The sequence below is a fragment of the Sedimenticola selenatireducens genome, assembly GCF_963675335.2.
Taxonomy (GTDB): domain Bacteria; phylum Pseudomonadota; class Gammaproteobacteria; order Chromatiales; family Chromatiaceae; genus Sedimenticola; species Sedimenticola selenatireducens.
Map to the genome: position 1 here is coordinate 507,816 of NZ_CAXXYC010000001.1, position 22,631 is coordinate 530,446.

Here is a 22,631-nt window from a genome sequence, read left to right on the forward strand (position 1 = left end):
GCAGCGTGCAGATGGAGTTCCGGCCATAGTCAGTAACAGGGGGAGTTTTCCATGATTCCTCCACAGTCACTCCTTATTGGACCGGCACACTGTCTGCGTAGAGGGTAAAAAAAGCAGGAGTTCAAGATGTCAGTCAATCGGAACAGATACGGATGGTTCACGGCCCTGTCTGCCGTGTCCATGGTGCCGGTTTGGGTCGGGGTCGTATTACTGGCCGGTTGCGCCGCGCCACGCGCCGGCGCGCCGAGCTTGCCGCTAGCGGCCGACACCGCAGAAGTGGTTGCCTATCCATAGCGGGGCCAGAGCGAGCGCCAGATCCGCCAGGATCGGTATGAGTGTTATCTGTGGGCGGTACGCCAGAGCGGTTATGACCCGGCAGCAGAGAGCGAAACCATGGAGGCGGGGACTCGGGTGGTACCCGACCCGCCCGCTGGCGCCGCGACAGTCACGGGCACGGTGACCGGGGCTGCCGTCGGCGCGTTGGTATCGGGGCCGCGTCACGGTGGCGCCGGAGCAGCTGTCGGTGCGGTAGTGGGTGCGCTGGCCGGCGCCAGCGTGGACGCGGAGCACCAGGCCCGTGCCGATGCGGCCCAGGCTCGCTACGATGCCAGTGTCGTCGAGGCGGAGAGTCGCCGCGTCGCGGCCTACCGGCGCGCCCTGTCAGCTTGTCTGGATGCACGCGGCTATAGCGTGCGCTGAACTGGAGGTGAGTATGAAACAGACAATTCAACACGTCGCCATGGTAACTGCCGTGCTGCTGAGCAGCCTGCTGGCATTACCGGTCCAGGCCGCCCCGGGGCGAGATCCGGGTGGCCCCGGGGCCGATGCCTTTCGCTATCCGTCCCGCGGGGCCGTGGTCGATCGCATGCCGCGGGGGAACCGGGTGATCAATTATCGCGGTCATCCCTACCACTTTCACGACGGTATCTGGTATCGGCCTTTTGGCAGTCGATTCATGGTGGTGGCACCGCCGGCCGGGCTGATGGTGCCTCTCCTGCCGAGGGGAGCGGTGGTGCTGACCATCGGTGGTGTGCCCCATTACCGCTATGGCGGCGTCTACTACGTGCATGAGCACGACGGCTACCGGGTGGTGGAGCGTCCGGTCGAGGTGCCGGTGGTGATCGACCCGGCATCGGACGAGTTGTTCGTTTACCCGCGCGAGGCGCAAAGCGCGGCGCAGCAGGCCAACGACCGTTTCGAATGCCACGAGTGGGCGAGCGACCAGGCCGGATATGATCCGACCCGCAATGGTGGCGGGGTAAGTGGGGAGAAGCGCGCCGAGCGGCGCAGCGACTACCTGCGGGCCATGACTGCCTGCATGGAGGCGCGCGGCTATAGCGTGCGCTGAGCGCCTTGTGCCGGGCACCTGGCTGTTGGTCAGGGCGTCTCGGTGCATAACGAGAGTAAACCAGAATAGGAGTTGAAGATGTCAGTCAATCGGAACAGGTACAGATGGTCCACGACACTGTTTGTCGCGTCCCTGGTATCAGTCTTGGCATCCTGCGCAGCAGGGCCGCGAGAGCGTGACAGACCCCAAGGGCCTCCATCCGAGGCGATCGAGGCATGCGCAGACCTTTCAGCAGGTGATGCGTGCAGTTTCACTGGCCCGCGCAATGATGAAATCAGTGGTATCTGCACGGCACTACAGGGTGATGAGGAGCAGTTGGCCTGTGCACCGGAAGGCGGTCCTCCTGGCAAGGGAAGGCGGCCAGGCCGATAAATGCGGGTCGACCTCGCCTGTTATCCAGTCGGAGAGCAGGGATTTAGAGTATTCAGAAATGGCGGGAAAGATGGATAACAGGGTCATGTTAGCCTGGCGGCGCTGGAAATTCGTCTGATACTGACCCGGAGCGACAACGGAAACAGTAAACCTCTGTTAGGCTTTGAAGCCAGAACAGGCACATCAGCAAAAGGACACTGACTATGACAACCTCTGACACCATGCAAGCACTTGTCTACCGAGGCCCCGGCAGTAAATCGCTGGACAGCGTGCCCAAACCGACGGTTCTGCAATCGACCGACGCCGTGGTCCGCATTACCAAAACCACCATCTGTGGTACCGATCTACACATCCTAAAAGGCGATGTCCCCGCCGTCACCGAGGGGCGGATTCTCGGTCATGAAGGCGTGGGAGTCGTGGAAGCGGTGGGCGCTGCGGTGAGCAACTTCAAACCCGGTGACCGGGTGCTGATCTCCTGCATCACCTCCTGCGGTAAATGCGAATACTGCAAGCGGCAGATGTACTCGCACTGCGAAGATGGCGGCTGGATCCTGGGACACCTGATCGACGGCACCCAATCCGAATATGTACGCATTCCCCATGCTGACAACAGCCTTTACCTGATTCCGGACGGCGCCGATGAAGAGGCGCTGGTGATGCTGAGCGACATCCTGCCCACCGGCTTCGAGATCGGTGTGCTCTACGGCTCGGTCCAGCCTGGCGATACGGTAGCGATCGTGGGCGCCGGGCCGATTGGCATGGCAGCTCTGCTGACTGCACAGTTCTTCTCGCCGGGCCGGGTCATCATGGTCGATCTCGACGATGCCAGGCTGGCGATGGCGCAGAGGTTCGGCGCCACCGACCTGATCAACAGCAGTCGCGCCGATACCATTGATGCGATTTTGGCACTGACCAAGGATGGCGTTGATGTGGCGATAGAGGCAGTGGGTGTTCCGCAGACCTTCGAGATCTGCCAGCGTATCGTGAGACCCGGTGGACACATTGCCAACGTGGGCGTACATGGCACCAGTGTTGATCTGCAGATTCAGGATCTCTGGATCAAGAACCTTACGCTGACTACCGGCCTGGTCAACACCAATACCACGCCCATGCTGTTGAAAACCGTGCAGGCCGGTACCCTGGAGCCGGCACAGCTGATCACCCACCGTTTCAAATTCAATGAGATGCTCAAGGCATACGAAGTGTTCGGTAATGCGGCGCGCGAACAGGCCCTGAAGGTGATTATCGACGCTTGAACCTTGGGGGAAGGGAGGCATTCCCTCTCTTCTCTCCCCCTTAGATCCTCACTATTTCCGTCATGCCGCGGTCGAGTCGCTGCCCCACTGCCGACAGGGTGAGCATGGGATGCATGGCAAAGGGGCTGGTATGGACACAGGAGCCCGATACCGAGCTGCCGCTCTACCGGCTGTCCGCGCCAACAGACTGCACCAGGCTCGCTGCGCAGCTCAGTTGTTATCAAGGTATCGCGGGTCGCGGGGCTTACAGTGTCGGGATGATAGGCGCGATCGGCCCGGTGCTGGATCAGGCCGGTGCCTGGGCGTATCGCCGCCTGCATTGGGAAGCGGGGATGATCACACAGGTTTTGTATCTGGACGCGGAAGCGTGTGGATTGCGCGGCAAGGGCCTTGGCTCCATCTGTCAAGAGCCCGACAACGAGCTCCAGGCCTGTTGTTCAGACAGGTGGTGTCTCTGCTGCTGAAAACATTAAGTTCAACCCGTCTTCGCGTCGAGTGTTTTGCGCAACCGCATCGGGCTACGCGAACAGTGATCTGGAAAATCGCTACCTGTGTGGGGCACTTGGCAGGATGCTGCCTTGCCCTGGACAGCGCGAATTCAGGCATGCCTGAGATTATGCAGGTACACAACGGGATTTTATATTTCCTAATGCCTGCTTTAAGATGCGGGTAAAGTCAGTGGCATACCACGATTCCCACAAGCGTTCGCCAATGTTGGGATTCCCGCGCCGCTCCAACCGGCACGCTTGATACGTGCTCGACGGTCGGGGCGACTGTACTCGGGGGAAAACAGGCTGCGCTATCAGGCGTGAATATCCACCAGCCCCCCTTCAGGCATGGTCTGTTGAAAAATATCCTTGATCGCGTCAAGCGTACTGCTCTTTTCGTCACTCGTCAGATCTGAATCGTAGTAGTCCGTAAGCAACTGGTTGAGTTGTTGCAGCGTATCGTCGCTGATGTCCAGGGTCAGGACATTACCGCCGCTTGGTGGCGGAGGTGGTCTGTCGCCTTGAGTCTGGCCGATACCGGCCATCTCGCCGATCGTCCTGGCATCGAATCCGAAGCTGGCCATGGTTTCAGCCAGTTCGTGTCCTGCTGTTATCCCTGCATCGCTGAATGCGGCAACGATGTTCGAGGCATCTGATTGGGTCAACTGGTTTGGATCGTAGTTGGAGAGCGTCTCCTCTACCAGTTGCAGCTGGTCCTGTGTCAGGGTGGCACTTTTCGAAGTGGACTGCATGGCGTAATAGCCCGCTGTTGTGGTGCCTGGGATTTCAATGCTCATGGTCTCTGTAGCTCCCAAAATTCGCTGGATTCGGCCGCAGTATGGGGCGCGAACAAGCAAACAATGTGCACGAATAATGAATTTTTCCTCAAAATTTGTTGATTCCTCAGCGGGCGGATGCGGATGGAACTGCTCCCCCAGCGCCAAAATGCACCTTCGGGTCCGGTGCCCATCCTTTTTTTTTGCCCATTTACATGCATACTGCGCGTATCCGTCACACTGCGAATCGGGCGACCGACATCTGAAATGGGGATTACGCGCAAACTTTTTATCAGCCAACTGTTGATTGCTCTGGTCCTGGTCAGCGGCATGTACTTTTTCGTGCAGTGGTCTTTCGACCGAGGCTTTATACGCTATGTCTACGAACGGGAGAGTCAGCTCACCGAGGGCCTGGTCAATGAATTGAGCCACATTTATGCCACGGATGGTGGCTGGGAGCGACTGGCCACCTCTCCCGAGCGCTGGCTGCAACTGGTCACCTCGGCCGTTGGCCTGCCCCTGACCGGAGAACGACTGGAGCGTCGTGCTCAACGTCTGCGCGAGATGGGGTGGCCACCCAGGCAATTGCAGGCACCGCCCGCAGGATTGCCTCAACCACTGGAGTGGCGTATCCGGCTGCTGGATGCGAAGCGTCAGATGATCTACGGGCGCGGGAATGAACCGCTGTCGGAGCTGGATCTTCACCCGATCAAAAATGACAGCGGCGATATAGTGGGCTATCTCGGTGTGCAACAGGATGATGCGGCATTTTCCGCTGCTCGTGACCTGCAGTTCTCCAAACAGCAGAACCAGGCCTATCTGGTCATTGCACTGGTCATGTTGTTGATTTCGGCCGGTGTCGCCATGCCTCTGGCCTCCCATCTTGTCGGTCCGATCAAGGATCTCACGCTGGCTACGCGGCGACTCGCTTCCGGTGACTACACGCCTCGTATCCAGCACCAGACCAACGACGAATTGGGTCAGTTGGCCCGGGACTTCAACGAACTCGCTATCACGCTGAACCGGAACGAGTCGCTACGCCGTCGATGGGTAGCGGATATTTCTCACGAACTGCGCACCCCGCTGGCGATTCTCCTGGGTGAGATCGACGCCATTCGCGATGGCGTCTATACGCTGGACGACAACGCCTTGAACTCCCTGCACCAGGAGGCACTGCTGCTCTCGCGGATAGTTAACGACCTCTATGAACTGTCGATGTCCGATATCGGGGCCCTCGACTACCACAAGGTGGCCGTGGATCTGGGCGCCGCGGCGCGGGACGCCCTGGAGGGAGTCGTTTCGGCATTCTCGGAAAAATCGATCTGTGTCGATACGGAAGGTCTGGAGGATGAGCCCCGGGCGATTGTATACGCCGACCCCGATCGTCTCGACCAGCTGCTTTCCAACCTGCTGCAGAATACCCTGCGCTATACCGACGCCCAAGGTCACGTCAGAATGACTTTGTCCCGAAAGGGGGATACGGTTTGCCTGCACCTGGAAGACTCTCCGCCGGGGGTTTCCGAGTCGGAGTTGCCGAAGCTGTTCGATCGACTCTATAGGACCGACTCGTCGCGTAATCGCAAGACTGGCGGCACAGGTCTGGGGCTTGCCATCTGCAAAAATATCACGGAAGCCCATTCCGGTTCACTGACAGCCACTTCGTCGACCCTGGGCGGACTCTGTATGACGCTTGAACTGCCTCTCATCCCGGAGGAACAGATATGAACGAGACAATTCTGGTCGTGGAAGACGAAGAGAAACTGGCGCGACTGCTTGCCAGTTACCTGGAACAGGCCGGCTATTCGGTTCACTGCATTTATGACGGTCTGGAGGCCACGCCCTGGGTCCGTCAGCACAAGCCGGATCTGATACTGCTCGATTTGATGTTGCCGGGTGCTGACGGACTGGACATCTGTCGTGATGTGCGTGCATTCAGCAACATACCCATTCTCATGGTGACAGCCCGGGTGGAGGAGATCGATCGCCTGTTGGGTCTGGAACTGGGTGCAGATGACTACATCTGCAAGCCCTATAGTCCACGCGAAGTCGTGGCCCGTGTGCGTGCTGTTCTGCGTCGGGTAGTTCAGCAGGGGGAGCCTGCATACAAGCCGCCGCTGGAATTGTACGAAGAAGAGTTACGTGTGGTTGCCGGCGACAGATCACTGGAACTTACTGCCGTTGAATTTCATCTCCTGCAGACGCTGAGCCAGTCCGTCGGCCGTATCTATTCGCGCGACCAGCTCATGGACCGCATCTATACAGACCGACGCATTGTGAGTGAACGCACCATCGACAGCCATATAAAGAAGCTGCGTCGAAAACTTGCCTCGCTGATACCCGACCGGGATGTCATTCATTCCGTCTATGGTGTGGGTTACAAATACGATCCCACCAGCTGATACCAGCTGTCTCATCGCATCCCCGATTGGTGCAAACTTGTTGCTCATTGGTATTGCACAATAGGCCTGTATCAAATCAGGATGACCTCACTGCAGGCTCTGTCGCCGTTTGTGGCCAGGCAAAGGATATCCCGTGCCCCTGGCCGGCCATCCCGGAACCGGTGGCGACACCGACTTCTTCTTCCTGTTCGAAATCCCCAAACTTGAACAGACCCGACTGTTTTCCAGCCCCATCAGTGATGGACTGGGAATTACACTCGAGGTGTTCGAGGTGCCCATGGACTTCATCCACAAGCAGCTGTTCGGCCAATGGGTGGCCTGGTTGCTGACCGCCGGGCACGTGCTGGCAGCGCTTTATCATCACTACATACTGCGGGCCCCACACTTAACAGGAAGTTAACCGACTGGATCTGCGGTAGGACACAGACAGATTTCCCCGTTTTTTGCTTATTTATTGCGCAATCGGCCCGCATACTCATCCAAGCAAGATTTTCCATGGTCGCGGAAGAGTAGAAACGTTCAGCAATGAGATGCAACAGACATAACCGCCGTACTGCCTCCCTGAGCCGGATTTGGGGCTTGATGGTAATCGCCGTGCTGCCCCTGGCTGGCTGTGCCACGCTGTTCAGCGAGCCGGCGGCGGTCGCGGAGCCTGCCGGGCAGTTTTCCCAATCCGGTACGGTTCCCCTGCAATCCCGTTGGTGGGAGGCGCTCCCCGATACCCACCTCCAGGCCCTGGAACAGAAGGCACTGGATGCCAACCCGGACCTGCTGGCGACCCAGGCGCGCCTGGCCCAGGCCGCTGCGCTGGCCCGAAAGAGTGGTGCTGTGCTCTATCCCCAGCTCAATGCGGGCCTCTCCAGCGCGGACACGGACGGTACGAGCAGTCATGTCGGTACCCTGGCGGCCAGCTATGAGCTCGATCTCTGGGGTGGACTGCAAGCCCAGGCCGACTCGGCGCGCCAGTCCTGGCTGGCGAGTCGTGGGGCTCTGGATACGGCCGCGGTGACACTGACCGCCGAGGTGGCAGACACCTGGTACCAGCTGATCGAGCAGGCAGGCCAGATCGAACTGCTGAGTGAACAGCAGCAGACCAATCGCCAGATGCTGGAGTTGGTCGAGCTTCGTTTTGATCGCGGCAAGGTGCAGGCCACCGATGTGTTGCAGCAACGCCAGCTGATCGAATCGGCCGAAGCGCTGCTCGCCACGGCGCGCTCCGAGCGGGCCGTACTCGAACATCAGCTGAAGGCGTTGCTGGGGCAGTCACCGACCACACCCGGTACCTTATTCCCGGCTGGTGAGCTGATAGAGTTGCCGCCGCTACCGGCGACCGGGCTGCCGGCAGAGTTGGTAAAACAGCGGCCGGATGTGCGCGAGGCGTTTCATACCTTGCGCGCGGCCGAGGCCGATGTGGCCGTGGCCGTGGCCGACCGGTTTCCCAGTGTCAGCCTGGGCGCTACATTGACCTCGTCAGCCGGCAGCCTGAGTGGCCTGTTCAGCGACTGGATCAGGCTGCTGTCCATGGACCTGCTCGGCCCGCTGTTCGATGGTGGACAACGGGTCGCAGAAGTGGATCGTACCCGGGCCGCCGCACGTGCCGCGCTGTATGATTACAGCAGCGTGGTGATCGACGCCCTCGGCGAGGTTGAAGATGCCCTGGTACGCGAACAGCAGCAACGTCTGCGGCTGCAGAGCCTCGATCGCCAGCTCGCCCTCACCGCGGAAGTGGTGGAACGCACCCGTTACAACTACACCAAGGGGACTGTGAATTACCTCGATGTCCTCGATGCCCTGCGTACCCACCAAAGCCTGCAGCGCGACCAACTCACCGCCCGGCGTTCCTTGATCAGCTACCGCATCGCACTGCACCGTGCCCTGGCTGGTGGCTGGTTGGCTGACACGCTTGAGCAGACCGCCGCGGTCACATCGTCCAATGACTGAGATACAGGATTCATGAACCAGACCACACTGAACCCGGAACCCAACAGCGCCCCTCAACCGCCGCGCGGAGTCGCTGGACGTCTGTCGCGCTGGATGTTGCCCCTGGTGGTTATCGGCGCAGGGGCCATTGCCGGCCTGGCACTGCTCGGTAGCGGCCCCCAGGCCCGCATGGCCCCGCCAGCCGCGCAACCCAGGCTGGTGGAAACCGCCTCGTTCACACCGTCCACCCACACGCCGGTGTTCGAGGCGATGGGCACGGTGATCGCCGCTCACGAGAGTACGCTCTACCCGATGGTCAGCGGACCGATCGTTGCCGTCAGCGACCAGTTGATGCCGGGCGGACGGTTCAGGGCCGGCGAAGAGATACTGCGCATCGACGAGGCGGACTACCGGTTCAACCTGCGCAAACAACAGGCATCGGTCGCGCAGGCAGAGTCTGCGCTGCAGGAGGAGCTGGGGCAGCAGGAGGTGGCAAAACGTGAATACGAGCTGCTCGATCGGAACCTGGCGGCCGCGGACAAGGCGCTGGTTCTGCGTCAGCCCCAGCTGGCCAGCGCCCGCGCGACACTGGAGAGCGCCAGGGCGGATCGCGACCAGGCCAACCTGGATCTGGCGCGCACCCGGGTCACCGCGCCGTTCGATGGCATGGTGCTGTCACGCAACGTCGACCTGGGTACCCGGGTCACCACCAGCACGGCGCTGCTGACACTGATCAGCGTGGATAGCTTCTGGGTCGAGGTCAGCCTGCCTGTCACCGACCTTGCCCGAATCGCCATCCCCGGCGAAGACGGCGACACCGGGGCACAGGTCGAACTGCATCAAACGGGATGGGATGCGGCGCAAAGCCGTCATGGCCGGGTGCTGCGGCTGGTTCCGGAACTCGACAGTATAAGCCGCACCGCACGCCTGTTGATCGAGATCGACGATCCACTCGCGTTGCGCGATGAGAACGCCGGCCTGCCACCCATCATGGTCAATGAATACCTCCGGGTGCGCATCGCCGGTGAGCCGCTCGCCGAGGTGGTCAAGCTGCCCCGAAAGCTGCTCCGCGATGGCGATATGGTCTGGGTCATGAGCGCCGACAACCGGCTTGAGATCCGCCAGGTCCAGGTAGTACACAAGGCTGGCGAGCACGTGCTGATCAAGACCGGAATCGACCGCGACGATCGAATCATTACCGTGGATCTGAGCACGCCGGTGGCCGGCACGCCGCTGCAATTGCGCTCGGCTAACCCGGGTGCTCGCCCGCAGCGCGCCGGCAACGCCCCGGTGGCCCGGCTGGAGACCGATTCGTGACTACGCCTGACAACCACACTGATAACGAGAACCGTCAGACCCGCGGCCCGATCGCCTGGATGTCGCACAACCGGGTCACACCCAACCTGATGATGCTGGTGTTGTTGGTCGGTGGCCTGTTCACCTCCTGGACCATCAAGGAAGAGGTGTTTCCCGATTTCACCCTCGATCAGGTGGATATCTCGGTGGAATACTCGGGTGCAAGTCCGGAAGAGGTGGAGCAGGGCATCGTACTGGCTATCGAAGAGGCTATTCGAGGCGTCGAGGGTATCGAGGAGATCACCGCCACCGCCAGCGAAGGCCGTGCGTCGGTCAGCGCTGAACTCAGCACGGATGCCGAGGTCATGCGTGTCTACCAGGAGATCCAGCAGGAAGTCGATGCCATCACCACACTGCCCGAGGATGCGGAGGAGCCGCAGGTCTCGCTTGCCAGCCGCCAGCGGGAAGTGCTGGGGGTGGCGGTCGCGGGCCCGGTCAGCGACTGGATCCTGCGCGAGGTGGCCGAGACCCTGCGCGATCGTCTGCTGCTGCAACCGGATATCACCCAGTTGGAGATGCGCGGCGACCGCGACTATGAGATCCAGGTTGAGGTCGATCGGGATACCCTGCGACGTTATGACCTGACGCTGGCCGATATCGCTACGACCATCGACAGCAGTTCGGTGGAGCTGCCCGGCGGCAGTGTGGAGACCAGCGGTGGCGAGATCCTGCTGCGAGTCAAACAGCGCAGCGACTGGGCCACTCAGTTCGCCCGGATTCCGGTGGTGACCACCGCCAACGGCGGCTACCTGACCCTGGATCAGATCGCGACCGTCACGGATGGCTTCGAGGACGACGACAGCTCCCAGACATTCAACGGCAACCCCAGTATCGTGCTGGAGATCTACCGGGTCGGTGATCAGACGCCGGCACAGGTCGCCGCCGCCGCCCGCGCGGTGATCGCCGAGATCACCCCGGAACTCCCGCCCGGGGTCACCCTGAGCATCGATCACGATATGTCCGAGGTCTACCAGCAGCGCCTTGACCTGCTGTTGAAGAACGGTTTTCTCGGCCTGGTGCTGGTGCTGGTGCTGCTGGGCCTGTTTCTCGAGTTCAAGCTGGCCTTCTGGGTCACCCTCGGTATCCCGACCAGCTTCCTCGGCGCCTTCCTGTTTCTGCCGGTCATGGATGTTTCACTCAACATGATCTCCATGTTCGCCTTCATCGTCGCCCTCGGTATCGTGGTGGATGACGCCATAATCGCGGGTGAAAATATCTACGAGCGACGACAACAGGGGATGGGCTATCTCGACGCGGCGATTGCGGGTGCGCGCGAGGTATCGATACCGATCGCCTTCAGCATCCTGACCAACCTGGTCGCGTTCATGCCGCTCTATTTTGTTCCCGGTACCATGGGCAAGATATTCCAGGTGATTCCGCTGGTGGTGTCGACGGTCTTCCTGATCTCCTGGATCGAGGCGCTGGTGATCCTGCCGGCCCACCTCGGTCATTCGCAACCCGGGCACCGCAACCCCGTGGCGCGCTGGCTGCACGAGCGGCAACAACGGGTCGCCGATGCGCTGAACCGCTTTATCGACCGCCGCTACCGGCCGCTGCTGGCCCTGAGCCTGCGCTACCGCTACCTCACGGTGGCGCTGGGCATCGCCGTACTGACGGTCGTGCTCGGTTACGCCATGAGTGGCCGCATGGGCTTTACCCTGATGCCGCGGGTCGAATCGGATCGGGCCATCGTCACCGCGACCCTGCCTTATGGGTCCCCTGTTGAAAAGGTGAAACAGGTCGAGACCCGGTTGGTCAGCGCCATCGAGCAGGTGGCCGCAGAGGTCGGCCGCGAGCAACTGCTGGAGAGTATCGACGCCAACATCGCCGAGAATGTCAGCAGCATACGCCTGACCCTGACCGACGAAGGGATCCGCCCGCTCGAAGCCGGCGAAGTCACCCGGCGCTGGCGTGCCGCCACCGGTCCTCTGCCTGAAGTCGACTCGTTGCGATTCGAGTCGGACCTCGGCGGGCCGGGGCGTGGGGCCGCGCTGACCGTGGAGTTGAGTCATAACGACATCGACCTGCTGGACGACGCCAGCGCCGCGCTGGCGAAGCGACTCGCCGAACTGCCGCTGGTGACCGATATCAAGGACGGCTTTTCACCGGGTAAGGAACAGCTCGATTTCACCATACTGCCGGAGGGCCGCAGTCTCGGTCTTACCGCGCAGGATGTCGCCCGCCAGGTGCGCAACGCCTTCTACGGCGCCGAGGCCTTGCGCCAGCAACGGGGGCGCAACGAGATCAAGGTGAAGGTGCGCCTGCCCGAGTCGCAACGCATCAGCGAATACGATATCGAACAGTTCCGGGTGAAAACGCCGGACGGCGCCTGGGTGCCGCTGGTCGAGGTGGCGAAGATCGAGCGCGGTCGCGCCTACACCAGTATCGAGCGTCGCGATGCCCGGCGTACCGTGAGCGTCACCGCCAACATCGAACCGATCGACCAGACCAACCAGGTGGTGGCCACCCTGCGCAGTCGGATTCTTCCGGCCTTGCTGCAGGAGTACCCCGGCCTGAGTTACAGCTTTCAGGGCAAGCAGGCCGATACCAGCGAAAGCGTCACCAGCCTGCGCAACAGTGCACTGGCCGCACTGGTGATTATCTATGCCCTGCTGGCGATCCCGTTCCGCAGCTATACCCAGCCGATTTTGGTGATGGTCGCCATCCCGTTCGGTGCGGTGGGCGCCCTGCTCGGTCACCTGCTGATGGGCTTCAGCCTGAGCGTGGTGAGCCTGATGGGGATCATCGCCCTGTCCGGGGTGGTGGTGAACGACAGCCTGGTGTTGATCGACTACGCCAACCGGCAGCGTCGCACGGGGTTCGACAGCCTGAACGCCATCATCGCGGCGGGCACACGGCGTTTTCGTCCCATCCTGCTGACCACCCTGACCACCTTCGGCGGTCTGGCGCCGATGATCTTCGAGACCAGCGTACAGGCCAAGATCATGATCCCGATGGCCATCTCGCTGGGCTACGGTATCCTGTTCGCAACGGTGATTTCCCTGCTGCTGGTGCCAAGCCTCTACATGATCCTGGATGACCTCACCGTGCGTTGGCGCGGACAGGCACTATCACAGCGCGAAGGTTCTGCTGGAAACAGCACGACGCCCGCCTTGGGAGAGCCGCAGTAACCATCGACGATACCCCAGCACAGACTGCGACCGGGCAGTTCAGATTTGACTGATTTACGAGAGGTCAGCGGCCATGCAGAGCAGTGATAGCTCAATGTCACTGCGCTGAGGGCAATCTGTGTGGAGTCGAATGGTAAAAAAGTTAAGCAGGCGTTACGGGTGCTTAAACCGAAGCGCTAATTGGAGCTGATTAATTCCATGCCAATTGGACTGCCAACGGATTATATTTAATGTGGTTGGCAATCCAGTCGCGAGAACGAAACATCAGACGGTGTGTCACCATCAAGTGATTTATAGTCAGGCACAGTCGTCGATGAAGCCCCTCGCCCGGATGGGGTGGGGGGCTTTCAATGACTCCCCGCAGCCTATCTCAACCACGATCCGGCGCATTTTCCGGCAAACAGGCGAGCTGCTCATCACGTACGGTTTCGCAGGTGCCCTGGAGGTTCTCGCCTCGTCTGCCGGAAAAGTTGCAGCTGTCTCCCACGCTCGCCGAGGCACATGCCTCTACCGCCTCTGGGGGAGGTCCTTGACGGCCCGGTCCTGCCGGCCGCTCTGCCATAGCCATGGTAGATAAAAGCAAACCCAGGGTCGTTGCAAGGATCAATAGGTGATTCATGATTATTCTCCGGTAAACTGATGTGGCCGCAAATGGCGGTCCAGCGCTCACCGAAACCATCGTTCAGCAGGTGCCTCCTGGAATCGTCGGACTGGATCCACCCCAAGGACGAGATTACTGACCCAAGAAGCAGCAAGTGTGCAAACAGTGAGGAAAGACCGGTAAGGCGCACTTTGCTGAATATCTGATCCAGTTCGAACCGGCTGTAACATCCACGTTTCCTCCTCAATTCCTCCCCGTTTGTTCTCCAGTATGCAGGCTGTAACGATAAAAATCGGATTGTCGCAAATAGAGGAAAAGACACCATGAACCATAAAACGATCTGTCAGTTATTCGTCATACCAGCCTCACTGGGCGCATCCTTGTGCGTATCCGCGCCGCTCGAAACGCCGGTACCGCAGGCAGAAGTAGCCACTGTATCCGCTGCCTCCGTTGGAAAAGGTGATGACGCAAATCCTCCGGTTCACCCGACCGAAATCCAGGATGCACCAACCATCGTGAACGCGGAGTTTCTTGAACAGATTCGGGAAAGTGGGAAACAGCAGGTTGCCGAGGCCGATTACAAACTGGCGGTGCAATCGGTGAACAACAATAACAGAGGTACGGCCAGCGAGCTGATCCGCGAGGCGGCATTCCTCCAACCCGCCAATACCCGGTATCTACATCTGGCGTCACGCTTGGCGTTTGAACTGAAAGACTATAAGGCGACTGAGATGTATCTGTTTCGACTGCTTGCCATCTATCGCGCAGAGTCCACGCCGGACGCCTTGAAACAAATCACCCTGTTTGACGAACTGGCGACGCTTTACCATGTCCGGGGGCAGAAATCTGCAGAGCGTTCCGCGCTGATGGAGGGGCTGGCTCTTAAAAAGACGATCTTTGGTGAAGATCATCCATACATTATCGATGACCTCTATCGACTGGCCGCACTGGACCTGACTTCCGGCAATATCGGTGAGTCTAAACGTCTTCTCAAACGAGCCTTTGAACTGTTGGAAACTTCATCGGTAGCCATTGATGATCGCGATGTCGCGACTGCTTTTCACAATATTGGCGAGCTGTACAGTGCTACTGGTCAATTGGGCGAGGCCGAAAGCGCTTATCTCAAGGCGCTGGTCTTTTGGAACAAGGCACCCGAGATGAATCGTCAGGGTATCGAGATGACGACGGCACGCCTGGCGCGCGTACAAGCCGCGCAGTCATCGACGGAAGTTGTTCAATCCTTTGACGGAGCTCAAGGGGATAAGTCGCTCAGCGTGACCCCGTATTCGCCCGGGGAGGCACGCGCCAGGATGTGATACCAAGGTTGTCCGGCAGGCAGTGCTGCCCTTGTTCACCATTGCGGCAGGACATTAGACTGAATAACGATGGCAGGTACTAATCGATGACACAGATACAGTATATGGAACAATTGGTCGAGCAGCTGACAACTTTCCACTGGTGCAGTTGCGGGGGCACCGGAGAAGATAACCGATCCACCAGGCGATGCTTTTGTTCGCGGTCTCCCGGCTCAGTCTCGTTTACTGCAGACAAGGCAGGCCGGGTCAGGCTCTGCAGTTGCAACAGCAGCCTGGATAGTGAGAAACACGCTGCAGCATGACGGCGGACCGGGCTGCCAGCACGGATCGCTCAATCCGCGGCACTTAATCCAGACACTTCCGCAACATCGTTTCCGCAATAGTCATGAACGCCCTCACTCTGGGGCAACAAAGCGCTGTCTGGGATATACCAGGTGAACGGGATCAGCGCTTGCGTACCATTCAGGAATCAGCCTTCCCGTTGCCATCTCCGCGCGGCATATGCCGGAGTCCCTGTGATCCAAAAACATTGATAGGTGGCCAGCATCGATGTGGTGGAGGCTTATTACCGGGCGATGGACGCTGTGGCCAGGTTGAATAAGGGTGACAAGGTGAATGGGCGGATTCGGCAACTCGTTGAGGCAAGTGACGATGGCTCGGTACAGTTTATTAGAAAGGTGGTGCAGGGACATGTGCGAGCAATCAGTTAAACCTGACTCATTCGCTGCAGAAACAGGGGGGAATATGCCTGGAAGTCAATGTCCGGAAGGTGGTCTGGGGTGCTGTGTGACAGCGTTCAATCGGCAATTTCCCCGAGCTTTTTGAAGGATTTTCTGAGCATGGTATTTTTCATGGTATTACCACCTACACCAACAATTAAGCCATTGATATTAATTCGTAAAAATGGCTCGTTAACAATCGAGGGGAGTAGGCGTGTTTTAACTGATTGTTTCTTATTAGGTAAACACGCTCATCGAGCATGTAAATCACATGCTCAACGAGAGGACATGCCATCTATGTCAATAACTCAAAAGTTCTTGGTTCGGCAGTACTCATTTACGTCGGAATATTTCATGGTACCGACTGGCTGTCCGATGCAAAGAAGGTAACGATAACCCATCGTGGTATTGGTTTAGATATGCCTTTGTAGATTATTCCGACCGTAATAACAGGGCCGGTTTGAGCTGCAACCGGCGCAGCAAGTACTGGGCGCCCAAGCTGAGTGCGCCGATACTGATCACTGCTGCGACCACCGAGGCCAGCCAGAAAAAACCCTCGGCAGGAATCTTCATCCGCAGGTTGAGCAGCGGGTAGGCGATCGTGCTGCCCAGCAGCACTGCAAACAGGGTGGTAATGATCGCCAGCACCAGGTATTCCAGATACAGGCTGCGCCGGATGACACTCAAACGTGTGCCCATGACCTGCAAAACCGTTGCGGTATAAACCTGGCGGCTGCGCCCTGCCGCCATCACACTGACCAGTACCAGAAAACTGGCCAGCAGGCTGACCGCGGCGACCACCGCCAGGCCACTGCTGGCCTTACCCAAAATCTGTTGCGCCGTGTCCACCATTTCCGCAGTGCGCACGGTGATGATATTGGGCGCTGTAGCGGCAACACGGGTCTGGCTGCTGATGGCATCAGACGCGTCCATGTAGGCTGCACCTACGTAGCGGTGTATAAAACTGTCCAGTGCGCCATCGGAAAAGATCGCTTCAAACCAGAACCGGGTTTGCACCCCTTTCTGGCTGTAGATGGCAGCCACCTGGGCATCCAGCTGGCGCCCTTCAATGGCAAAGCTGATCCTGTCGCCAACCTGCAGGCCGATCTGCACCGCTTCATGGTCCTCCACGGCCACTTGAGGCAAGTCGTTTTCACCCCGGTTTGATTCGTTCCACCACTGCCCGTCAATCACATTAACGCCATCGATATTGTTGGCCGAGTAGCTGAATTTATGCTCATCCCGCGCCGCCTCCTGGCGCTGCTGCGGGGTCAAGTCTGCTTTTTCGCTCAGCGGAACGTCATTGATGGTTGCGATACGCCCTCTCACCAGTGGCGCCAGGTCAAGTCGCTGAAAACTGTCCGCGGCACGAATAGCACTGCTGACATCCTCCCGTTGATCGGTAAGAACGTCATACAGCACAAGAGCCGGTGACTCCTCTGGCAGTGTGGTGCTGAGGGTGTGCAGCAAGGCGCTGACAATAAGCGTACAGGCCACCAGCAAGGTGAGGGCAGATCCCAGTGAGAGTAGTGAGGCGCGTAAAGCTGAGCCGGGCCGGTGCAGATTGGCCAGCGCGAGGCGCAACGCAAAATGCTGGTTCAGCACCGGATGATCATCCAGTATGCGGGCCAGTTTACGGATCAATTTGACAATTACATCCAGCAACAGTAACAGCGTGGCCACTGTGGTCATAAAACCCAGACCAAATCTGATGTCAGGCATGCTAAGCAAAACCAGGAACGCGAGCAGACCACCGCAACCCAGGCTCAGTAGTCCCCATTGCCGTGGTGGTTGCTGCTGCATGCCCACATCACCGCGAAACAGAGCGGCAGGAGACACATGCACCGCCCGCCCGATAACGGGCAGGGCGAAGCAGAATGCAGTGAGTACGCCAAACATTATTGCGCTGAGCAGGGGGATGGCGATTGCAGCCAGCGAAGATTGCAGTGGTACTTCGGCTGCTACGCTAGCAATACCCGATACCGCCAACAGTGCACCCAGCACCGCTCCCAGCAGGCTTGAGCCGATGCTGAGCATGGCCACCTGCAGCAGATAGACGGTTGCCAGGGAGCCATTGCGCAGACCCACTGCCCGCAAAGTGGCGATCGTCTTGAGCTTATTCTGCAAATAGGCCTGAATACTGTTGAAAACCCCCAGTCCGCCGATGAACAGAGTGCTGAAGCCGATAATCAGCAGCCCGGAGGCGATTTGTGCCAGACGCTCGGCAATGCGCTGACTGCGGTCGGCAAAGGTGCGCACTTCCCAGGGCAGTTGCGGGAACTGGGCATAAAACTGCTCGCGCCATTGCTCGGCAGGTTGAGAGGTTTTAACCCGGTAGTCATACTCAATGCGGCTGCCGGGCTGGATTAGCCCGGAGGCCTTAAGGGCATCGTTCGAGAGCAGGACTGGTGTTCCACGCCAGTTGGCATTGAGACTGCGGTCGGGTTGGGCGAGTACCTTGGCGCGTACAGCCATTTCCAGGTTGCCGATCAAGACCGTATCGCCCACCGAGAGCTTCAGCCGGTCTGCCAGTACTGGGTCCAGTGCCACGCCCCACTGTCCGTTCTGTTTTGCCAGTAGGGATTGCAAGGGCCGATCAGGCTGCAGCCGCAATTCACCGTACAGTGGGTAGCGGGCATCCATACTTTGCAATTCTACCCGGGCAAACTGGCCGGCTGGCGTCCCCAGCATGGTATCCACTTCGGTGACCAGTGACACTTCGCCGTTTTGTGTCATCCAGGAGAGCGTTTCCGAACTCAGTGGCTGGTTGGCATCCACTTCCAGGTCACCGCCCAGCAGGGCGCGGGTATCCGCCAATAACCCTTGGTTGACCAGCTGATAGAGCCCCCCGGAGGCGGCGATAAGGGTGACGCCGAGGGTGAGACAGGCGCAAAACACCCACAGTGAGCGACCGCTGGCGCGTAAATCCTGCCAGGCCAGCTTAAGCAGAAAGGGCATCGGTCGCCTCCCGCGTTGATTCGGTTTCGATCAACTGACCATCTGCAAGCTTGACCACCCGCTGGCATCGACGTGCCATGGCTTCGTCGTGGGTGACTACTACCAGCGTCGAGCCGGTTTGCTGGTTGAGCTCAAACAGCAAGCGGGAGACCTTTTCGCCGGTTTTGATGTCCAGGTTCCCGGTGGGCTCGTCAGCCAGCACCAGTTTCGGGCGATGCACCAGTGCACGGGCAATGGCCACCCGTTGCTGTTCGCCGCCGGACAGCTGTCCGGGATAGTGGTGTTGCCGTTCGGCCAGCCCCACTTTGTCGAGAATCTGCTGCGCCACTTGGCGGGCGCCGGCTTTGCCGGCTATTTCCAGGGGCAGGGCGACGTTACCCAGGGCGGTTAAGCTGGGCACCAGGTGGAACGATTGAAAGATAATACCCAGATGGTCGCGCCGTAGATCGGCCAGCTGATCCGGATTTAGTTGTGAAAGTGTTTGACCATCCAGGGAAATGATCCCGGCATCAGGCTGCTCCAGGCCGGACAGAAGCAGTAGCAGACTGGTCTTGCCGCTGCCGGAAGGCCCCAGGACAGCTACTGTTTCGCCCTCTTCAATGGTCAGTTCGATCGCATTCAGCACCTGCAAGGGCTTCGATTCCATCGGATAGCTGAGCGAGACATTTTCGAGCTTGATCATGGTTAGTGGGTTCCAGTTTACGAAAAGATGCGGTTCGGACTGACTATGCTTACGCCTTTATGAGTGCAGCGGATTGGTCATTTTCGACTAAATGACTAGTTCCAGTGCGTGATTTTTAACGCGTTATTAATAAGGTTAACAAACTATCTGCTGAGCTGGCTCGGCTATTGCCTTTAGCTTGAAATGAATTGGACCGTTCGATTTGGTATTTTCTCCATCGTTCGTGTTGCAGTGTATAGGATTATTGTCAAGTAAATACCGGCCGTTGTTTGTGCCCCTACTAGTGGTGCTGTTTTTGACATTGCGCTGTTGGTGGTGAATTTCAGGATCTCTGCTCAGCTCGAGGTGCTTTCGCTACAGATCAATGTTGCGGGTCGCCAGCACATGCTGTCCCGGCAAATGCCGAAGGCCCATTTGATGGTTGAGCGGCAGGTGGCTGAGGGAAACGTCGAAAGTGTTGTGCTGGCTGAATTTTACTTCGACTGAACAAACGGTACTCCTGTAGCTAAGTAAACTGTCCCCGCTATTCCAATGTACGCGCCACAACCTGAAGACATGCCTATATGGAGTTTAAGCTGATGTTAAGGTTCTGATTGAATGAAGGAACCAAGTCCCGGTAGAATCTTTAAAATATCTTTAGCATGGTTAGCAGTACCAGCAGATGAAGAGCTATTTTCCACTATTCCAATGCGATATTGCCGGTCAGTATTCCCACATCTATTTAACACCTATGTCATAGGTCGGCGATCTGCCTATGGAAGTTATCTTTTATACTAATCCTCCCAAGCACCGAAGCCAGGTATCTGGATTTCTGACTCACTAAAAGAACCCGTCTCGGCCTTTGTATGGCAAGCACCACACCTACTTACCGAACCGACTTTGGGATTGTCCTGCACCATCGCGTGCGACAGTTCATTATGCTTCTCGATAAAATAAGGCGTTTCACTAATCCGGAGTGGAGCATCATCAGCACGCAGTGAATTCATGATCCTTTTCGAACGCTTATAATTGGCATGGTCGGCCGCATTATTCAGCAGGTAGTCTGTAATATTTTTGCCATCCTCAGGTGGAAGTTCTGCATTCTCTCCGAAATGATTCTCGAGCCCAGACATTACCTTTGTCCATGAGCGTGCGGGTAGCAGGCCCGGCTGATAAGGAAAGTGACAGCTGCCACACTCCTCCAGATATTGCGGGTTTTTAACTGGTGCCACGCCCGGTGCTTTTGCTCCATCGAACATGCGACTGAAGAAGCCAGTTTTATTATCAGCACTGAATGCTTCGCCGCTCATTCCAAGCAGGGTAGCTGACAACAATACCATGGATGCTACTGATGATTTGGATTTCATATGACACCTCTCAATCCAATGTTCGGTTGTTTAAAGATTCTTGAGATAGGCAAGAAAATCACCTTTTTCTTGGGCGGTACATTCACGTCCCAGAGTCCACTTGCAGTTACGAACGAACCACTTCTTGATTTGTTTCACTTCAGTAAGACGTTTCGGATTTACTGTAGGTGCCATGGGCTCAATGGCCTTGCCTGTTTGTGCATGTTTGCCTGGTTGCGTCAAGTCGGCAGTGTGGCACGTGGTGCAGCTTCGAGTGTCACCTTTCTTGGTATCGATAAACTCTTTGTTCCACAGGGCCTCTCCTGCTGCGGCGCTGAAGTTGGTTCCACCCTGAGCCTGGTACTCCGCCTCCAGCTCTGCTGCTGCATCGGCCTGAGCATAGAATGGTATCGCTAGCAACAATGCAGTAATGCCGATAAGTTTTCTTTTCATGTTAACCTCGAATTTATTTGTTTAAGGAGAATTGATTATTCAACAGATCTTTATCCATTATGATTACTGAAGAGAGCTGAATTGAAACTGAAAGAGACGGTTTTCGATGGTATAGATAATCATCCTTACTCGCTTGTTACCGTTGCTTTAACATCATCCGGTAGATGCATGGCGGCATCTTCAAAAGTGCCTGCGGCGGCATCGATATGGCAGGCTGCACAATCAACCTTGCCATTGACCTTTGGGTGTTTCCATACCGCATCAGAGATCTCCTGGTGTTTTTTGATCCAGTAAGGCGCCTCTGTGATTCGTAACAAAATTTCTGTCTGCGGTATGCTGCGATTAATTTTCCAGGCCGCTTCGGTCAATCCCTGTTCCGCCGCATTCTCTACCAGGAAGGTTTCGATCTGTTTCACGGTATCCTGTTCCAGAGAAAGATCTTCTCCGAAATGAGATGCCTGTTCCTGCATCATGGCTTTCCAGGAGCGGGCAGGTAATAGACTGGGATGGAAGGCGAGATGGCAAGCGCCGCACTCTTCACGCCAAAGCGAGTAATCGGGTAGTGCCGGACCATGAAATGGCTGGTAGAGCTGCTCCGGTGTTTCTGTTAGATGGCCCCGAAACCAGAACAGACCGGCAGTGATAATGGCAACCAGCATGGTGGCACCGACCTTCCAGTGGGAAAGAGTAGACATCGCGCCGGCTGTGGAGGATTTAAAGCCGGTTAGCATGGAAACCACCAGGTTCTCTCGATGCAACATGCTCTCTACCAGGACACCCATCACATGAATAATAACCACCCCCAGCATCAGCCAGGACAGCCATTCATGAAGCTCATGAGCAAAACGCCCCTGCGGAAAGTTCAGTAATCCGGCAAGGGGGCCTTGCCGTTCTTCACCGCCAAAGGCAAGCAGCCCGGTAATGACGATCGACAGGCCCAGACCCAGCAGTAGATAAATGGCCCAGCTACCGGCCGGGTTATGGCCGAGAAAACGGGGTGGGTGTTTATTCAGTACATCTTTCAGGTAATTCTGTACCTTAGAATAATTGAAGGCGAAGTCACGGAAACGGGCATAAGGGCCGCCGATGAAACCCCACAGAAGACGGAATAAAATCAGCCCGCCCATCAGGTAACCGGCAAAAACATGTACGTCCAGATAACGATTATCGAGAGTGAACCAGGCTATTACGAAGCAGCTCACCAGGGTCCAATGAAACAGCCGGATAGGGATATCCCACACCCTCACTTTTGTTTCTCGTACACCACCGTTGCTTTTCCGTTGAGTCATTTGATTAACCTCAAAACATACCTTGCCAGTACTGTCGAAAGTTAAATCATTGCATGTGGGGAGTGGTGTCCATGCCCCTTTAATCGGTAGGAATCGGACCGAAAATACTTGCTGATAGAATCGAAAAAGAAGACTCCGATGGCAATAACAGATGTCATCAGTATCGCCCAGAGTCCAGCCAGGCCAAGATACCAAAACAGTATCAGGACTGTACTGTCGATCAGACCGCCTATGACAGCAAT

Annotated in this window: 18 protein-coding genes; 12 read left to right on the forward strand and 6 right to left on the reverse strand. The window is 57.7% G+C overall.

The features are described from left to right. The first annotated feature begins 480 nt into the window (after positions 1 to 480). From ACHZBF_RS02410 to ACHZBF_RS02425, 4 genes are all read left to right on the forward strand, one after another. On the forward strand, positions 481 to 699 hold the full coding sequence (locus tag ACHZBF_RS02410) for a hypothetical protein (protein WP_321527544.1): 219 nt from the start codon (positions 481 to 483) through the stop codon (positions 697 to 699). A gap of 13 nt (positions 700 to 712) precedes the next feature. Continuing rightward, positions 713 to 1,348 (forward strand): DUF6515 family protein, encoded by a 636-nt coding sequence (locus tag ACHZBF_RS02415; protein ID WP_321527545.1) that lies wholly within the window; start codon positions 713 to 715, stop codon positions 1,346 to 1,348. A 575-nt stretch (positions 1,349 to 1,923) separates the two neighbouring features. Then, positions 1,924 to 2,976 (forward strand): zinc-dependent alcohol dehydrogenase family protein, encoded by a 1,053-nt coding sequence (locus ACHZBF_RS02420; protein WP_335342939.1) that lies wholly within the window; start codon positions 1,924 to 1,926, stop codon positions 2,974 to 2,976. Positions 2,977 to 3,089: 113 nt separating this feature from the next. Further along, positions 3,090 to 3,440 carry a nitroreductase family protein gene (locus ACHZBF_RS02425; RefSeq protein WP_321527546.1) on the forward strand — a complete coding sequence of 117 codons (351 nt, stop codon included), beginning with the start codon at positions 3,090 to 3,092 and terminating at the stop codon, positions 3,438 to 3,440. A gap of 338 nt (positions 3,441 to 3,778) precedes the next feature. Here the strand turns inward: ACHZBF_RS02425 and ACHZBF_RS02430 are convergent, their stop codons facing one another. Beyond that, positions 3,779 to 4,261, reverse strand: a complete 483-nt coding sequence (locus tag ACHZBF_RS02430; protein WP_321527547.1) for a hypothetical protein — start codon at positions 4,259 to 4,261, stop codon at positions 3,779 to 3,781. A gap of 246 nt (positions 4,262 to 4,507) precedes the next feature. Here ACHZBF_RS02430 and ACHZBF_RS02435 point away from each other — a divergent pair, with 246 nt between their 5' ends. The 8 genes from ACHZBF_RS02435 to ACHZBF_RS02470 all read left to right on the forward strand — a co-directional run bounded on the left by ACHZBF_RS02435 (position 4,508) and on the right by ACHZBF_RS02470 (position 15,673). Beyond that, the gene (locus ACHZBF_RS02435) at positions 4,508 to 5,965 is read left to right on the forward strand and encodes an ATP-binding protein (RefSeq protein WP_321527548.1); all 1,458 of its coding nucleotides are present in this window, start codon (positions 4,508 to 4,510) and stop codon (positions 5,963 to 5,965) included. Beyond that, a complete protein-coding gene (locus tag ACHZBF_RS02440; protein ID WP_321527549.1) occupies positions 5,962 to 6,639 on the forward strand; it encodes a response regulator in 678 nt (225 codons plus the stop codon). The genes ACHZBF_RS02435 and ACHZBF_RS02440 overlap by 4 nt, the downstream gene beginning before the upstream one ends. Before the next feature lie 133 nt (positions 6,640 to 6,772). Continuing rightward, on the forward strand, positions 6,773 to 7,039 hold the full coding sequence (locus tag ACHZBF_RS02445) for a hypothetical protein (RefSeq protein WP_321527550.1): 267 nt from the start codon (positions 6,773 to 6,775) through the stop codon (positions 7,037 to 7,039). Between the two features lie 182 nt (positions 7,040 to 7,221). Beyond that, positions 7,222 to 8,580 (forward strand): TolC family protein, encoded by a 1,359-nt coding sequence (locus ACHZBF_RS02450; RefSeq protein ID WP_321527583.1) that lies wholly within the window; start codon positions 7,222 to 7,224, stop codon positions 8,578 to 8,580. A 12-nt stretch (positions 8,581 to 8,592) separates the two neighbouring features. Continuing rightward, on the forward strand, positions 8,593 to 9,876 hold the full coding sequence (locus ACHZBF_RS02455; RefSeq protein WP_321527551.1) for an efflux RND transporter periplasmic adaptor subunit: 1,284 nt from the start codon (positions 8,593 to 8,595) through the stop codon (positions 9,874 to 9,876). Continuing rightward, on the forward strand, positions 9,873 to 13,046 hold the full coding sequence (locus ACHZBF_RS02460) for an efflux RND transporter permease subunit (RefSeq protein WP_321527552.1): 3,174 nt from the start codon (positions 9,873 to 9,875) through the stop codon (positions 13,044 to 13,046). The genes ACHZBF_RS02455 and ACHZBF_RS02460 overlap by 4 nt, the downstream gene beginning before the upstream one ends. A 924-nt stretch (positions 13,047 to 13,970) precedes the next feature. After that, on the forward strand, positions 13,971 to 14,963 hold the full coding sequence (locus tag ACHZBF_RS02465; RefSeq protein WP_321527553.1) for a tetratricopeptide repeat protein: 993 nt from the start codon (positions 13,971 to 13,973) through the stop codon (positions 14,961 to 14,963). Between the two features lie 536 nt (positions 14,964 to 15,499). After that, positions 15,500 to 15,673: a hypothetical protein gene (locus ACHZBF_RS02470; RefSeq protein WP_321527554.1), complete on the forward strand. Its 174-nt coding sequence runs from the start codon at positions 15,500 to 15,502 to the stop codon at positions 15,671 to 15,673. A gap of 441 nt (positions 15,674 to 16,114) precedes the next feature. Here ACHZBF_RS02470 and ACHZBF_RS02475 read toward each other — a convergent pair whose 3' ends face one another. The 5 genes from ACHZBF_RS02475 to ACHZBF_RS02495 form a co-directional block, all read right to left on the reverse strand. Then, positions 16,115 to 18,640, reverse strand: coding sequence for an ABC transporter permease (locus ACHZBF_RS02475; RefSeq protein WP_321527555.1), 2,526 nt, complete (start codon positions 18,638 to 18,640; stop codon positions 16,115 to 16,117). After that, entirely contained in the window at positions 18,624 to 19,322 is a 699-nt protein-coding gene (locus ACHZBF_RS02480) for an ABC transporter ATP-binding protein (protein ID WP_321527556.1), read from the reverse strand. The genes ACHZBF_RS02475 and ACHZBF_RS02480 overlap by 17 nt, the downstream gene beginning before the upstream one ends. 773 nt (positions 19,323 to 20,095) lie before the next feature. Then, the gene (locus ACHZBF_RS02485; protein ID WP_321527557.1) at positions 20,096 to 20,668 is read right to left on the reverse strand and encodes a diheme cytochrome c; all 573 of its coding nucleotides are present in this window, start codon (positions 20,666 to 20,668) and stop codon (positions 20,096 to 20,098) included. Between the two features lie 30 nt (positions 20,669 to 20,698). Next, positions 20,699 to 21,100 carry a DUF1924 domain-containing protein gene (locus tag ACHZBF_RS02490; protein ID WP_321527558.1) on the reverse strand — a complete coding sequence of 134 codons (402 nt, stop codon included), beginning with the start codon at positions 21,098 to 21,100 and terminating at the stop codon, positions 20,699 to 20,701. A gap of 125 nt (positions 21,101 to 21,225) precedes the next feature. Then, a complete protein-coding gene (locus ACHZBF_RS02495; RefSeq protein WP_321527559.1) occupies positions 21,226 to 22,584 on the reverse strand; it encodes a cytochrome b/b6 domain-containing protein in 1,359 nt (452 codons plus the stop codon). Between the last annotated feature and the right edge of the window lie 47 nt (positions 22,585 to 22,631).

Excerpts from the sequence above, each read along its gene's own strand:
- ACHZBF_RS02415 (WP_321527545.1), top strand. The coding sequence starts at position 713 with ATGAAACAGACAATTCAACACGTCGCCATGGTAACTGCCGTGCTGCTG.
- ACHZBF_RS02420 (WP_335342939.1), top strand. The coding sequence starts at position 1,924 with ATGACAACCTCTGACACCATGCAAGCACTTGTCTACCGAGGCCCCGGC.
- ACHZBF_RS02425 (WP_321527546.1), top strand. The coding sequence starts at position 3,090 with ATGGCAAAGGGGCTGGTATGGACACAGGAGCCCGATACCGAGCTGCCG.
- ACHZBF_RS02430 (WP_321527547.1), bottom strand. The coding sequence starts at position 4,261 with ATGAGCATTGAAATCCCAGGCACCACAACAGCGGGCTATTACGCCATG.
- ACHZBF_RS02435 (WP_321527548.1), top strand. The coding sequence starts at position 4,508 with ATGGGGATTACGCGCAAACTTTTTATCAGCCAACTGTTGATTGCTCTG.
- ACHZBF_RS02440 (WP_321527549.1), top strand. The coding sequence starts at position 5,962 with ATGAACGAGACAATTCTGGTCGTGGAAGACGAAGAGAAACTGGCGCGA.
- ACHZBF_RS02450 (WP_321527583.1), top strand. The coding sequence starts at position 7,222 with ATGGTAATCGCCGTGCTGCCCCTGGCTGGCTGTGCCACGCTGTTCAGC.
- ACHZBF_RS02455 (WP_321527551.1), top strand. The coding sequence starts at position 8,593 with ATGAACCAGACCACACTGAACCCGGAACCCAACAGCGCCCCTCAACCG.
- ACHZBF_RS02465 (WP_321527553.1), top strand. The coding sequence starts at position 13,971 with ATGAACCATAAAACGATCTGTCAGTTATTCGTCATACCAGCCTCACTG.
- ACHZBF_RS02475 (WP_321527555.1), bottom strand. The coding sequence starts at position 18,640 with ATGCCCTTTCTGCTTAAGCTGGCCTGGCAGGATTTACGCGCCAGCGGT.
- ACHZBF_RS02480 (WP_321527556.1), bottom strand. The coding sequence starts at position 19,322 with ATGATCAAGCTCGAAAATGTCTCGCTCAGCTATCCGATGGAATCGAAG.
- ACHZBF_RS02485 (WP_321527557.1), bottom strand. The coding sequence starts at position 20,668 with ATGAAATCCAAATCATCAGTAGCATCCATGGTATTGTTGTCAGCTACC.
- ACHZBF_RS02490 (WP_321527558.1), bottom strand. The coding sequence starts at position 21,100 with ATGAAAAGAAAACTTATCGGCATTACTGCATTGTTGCTAGCGATACCA.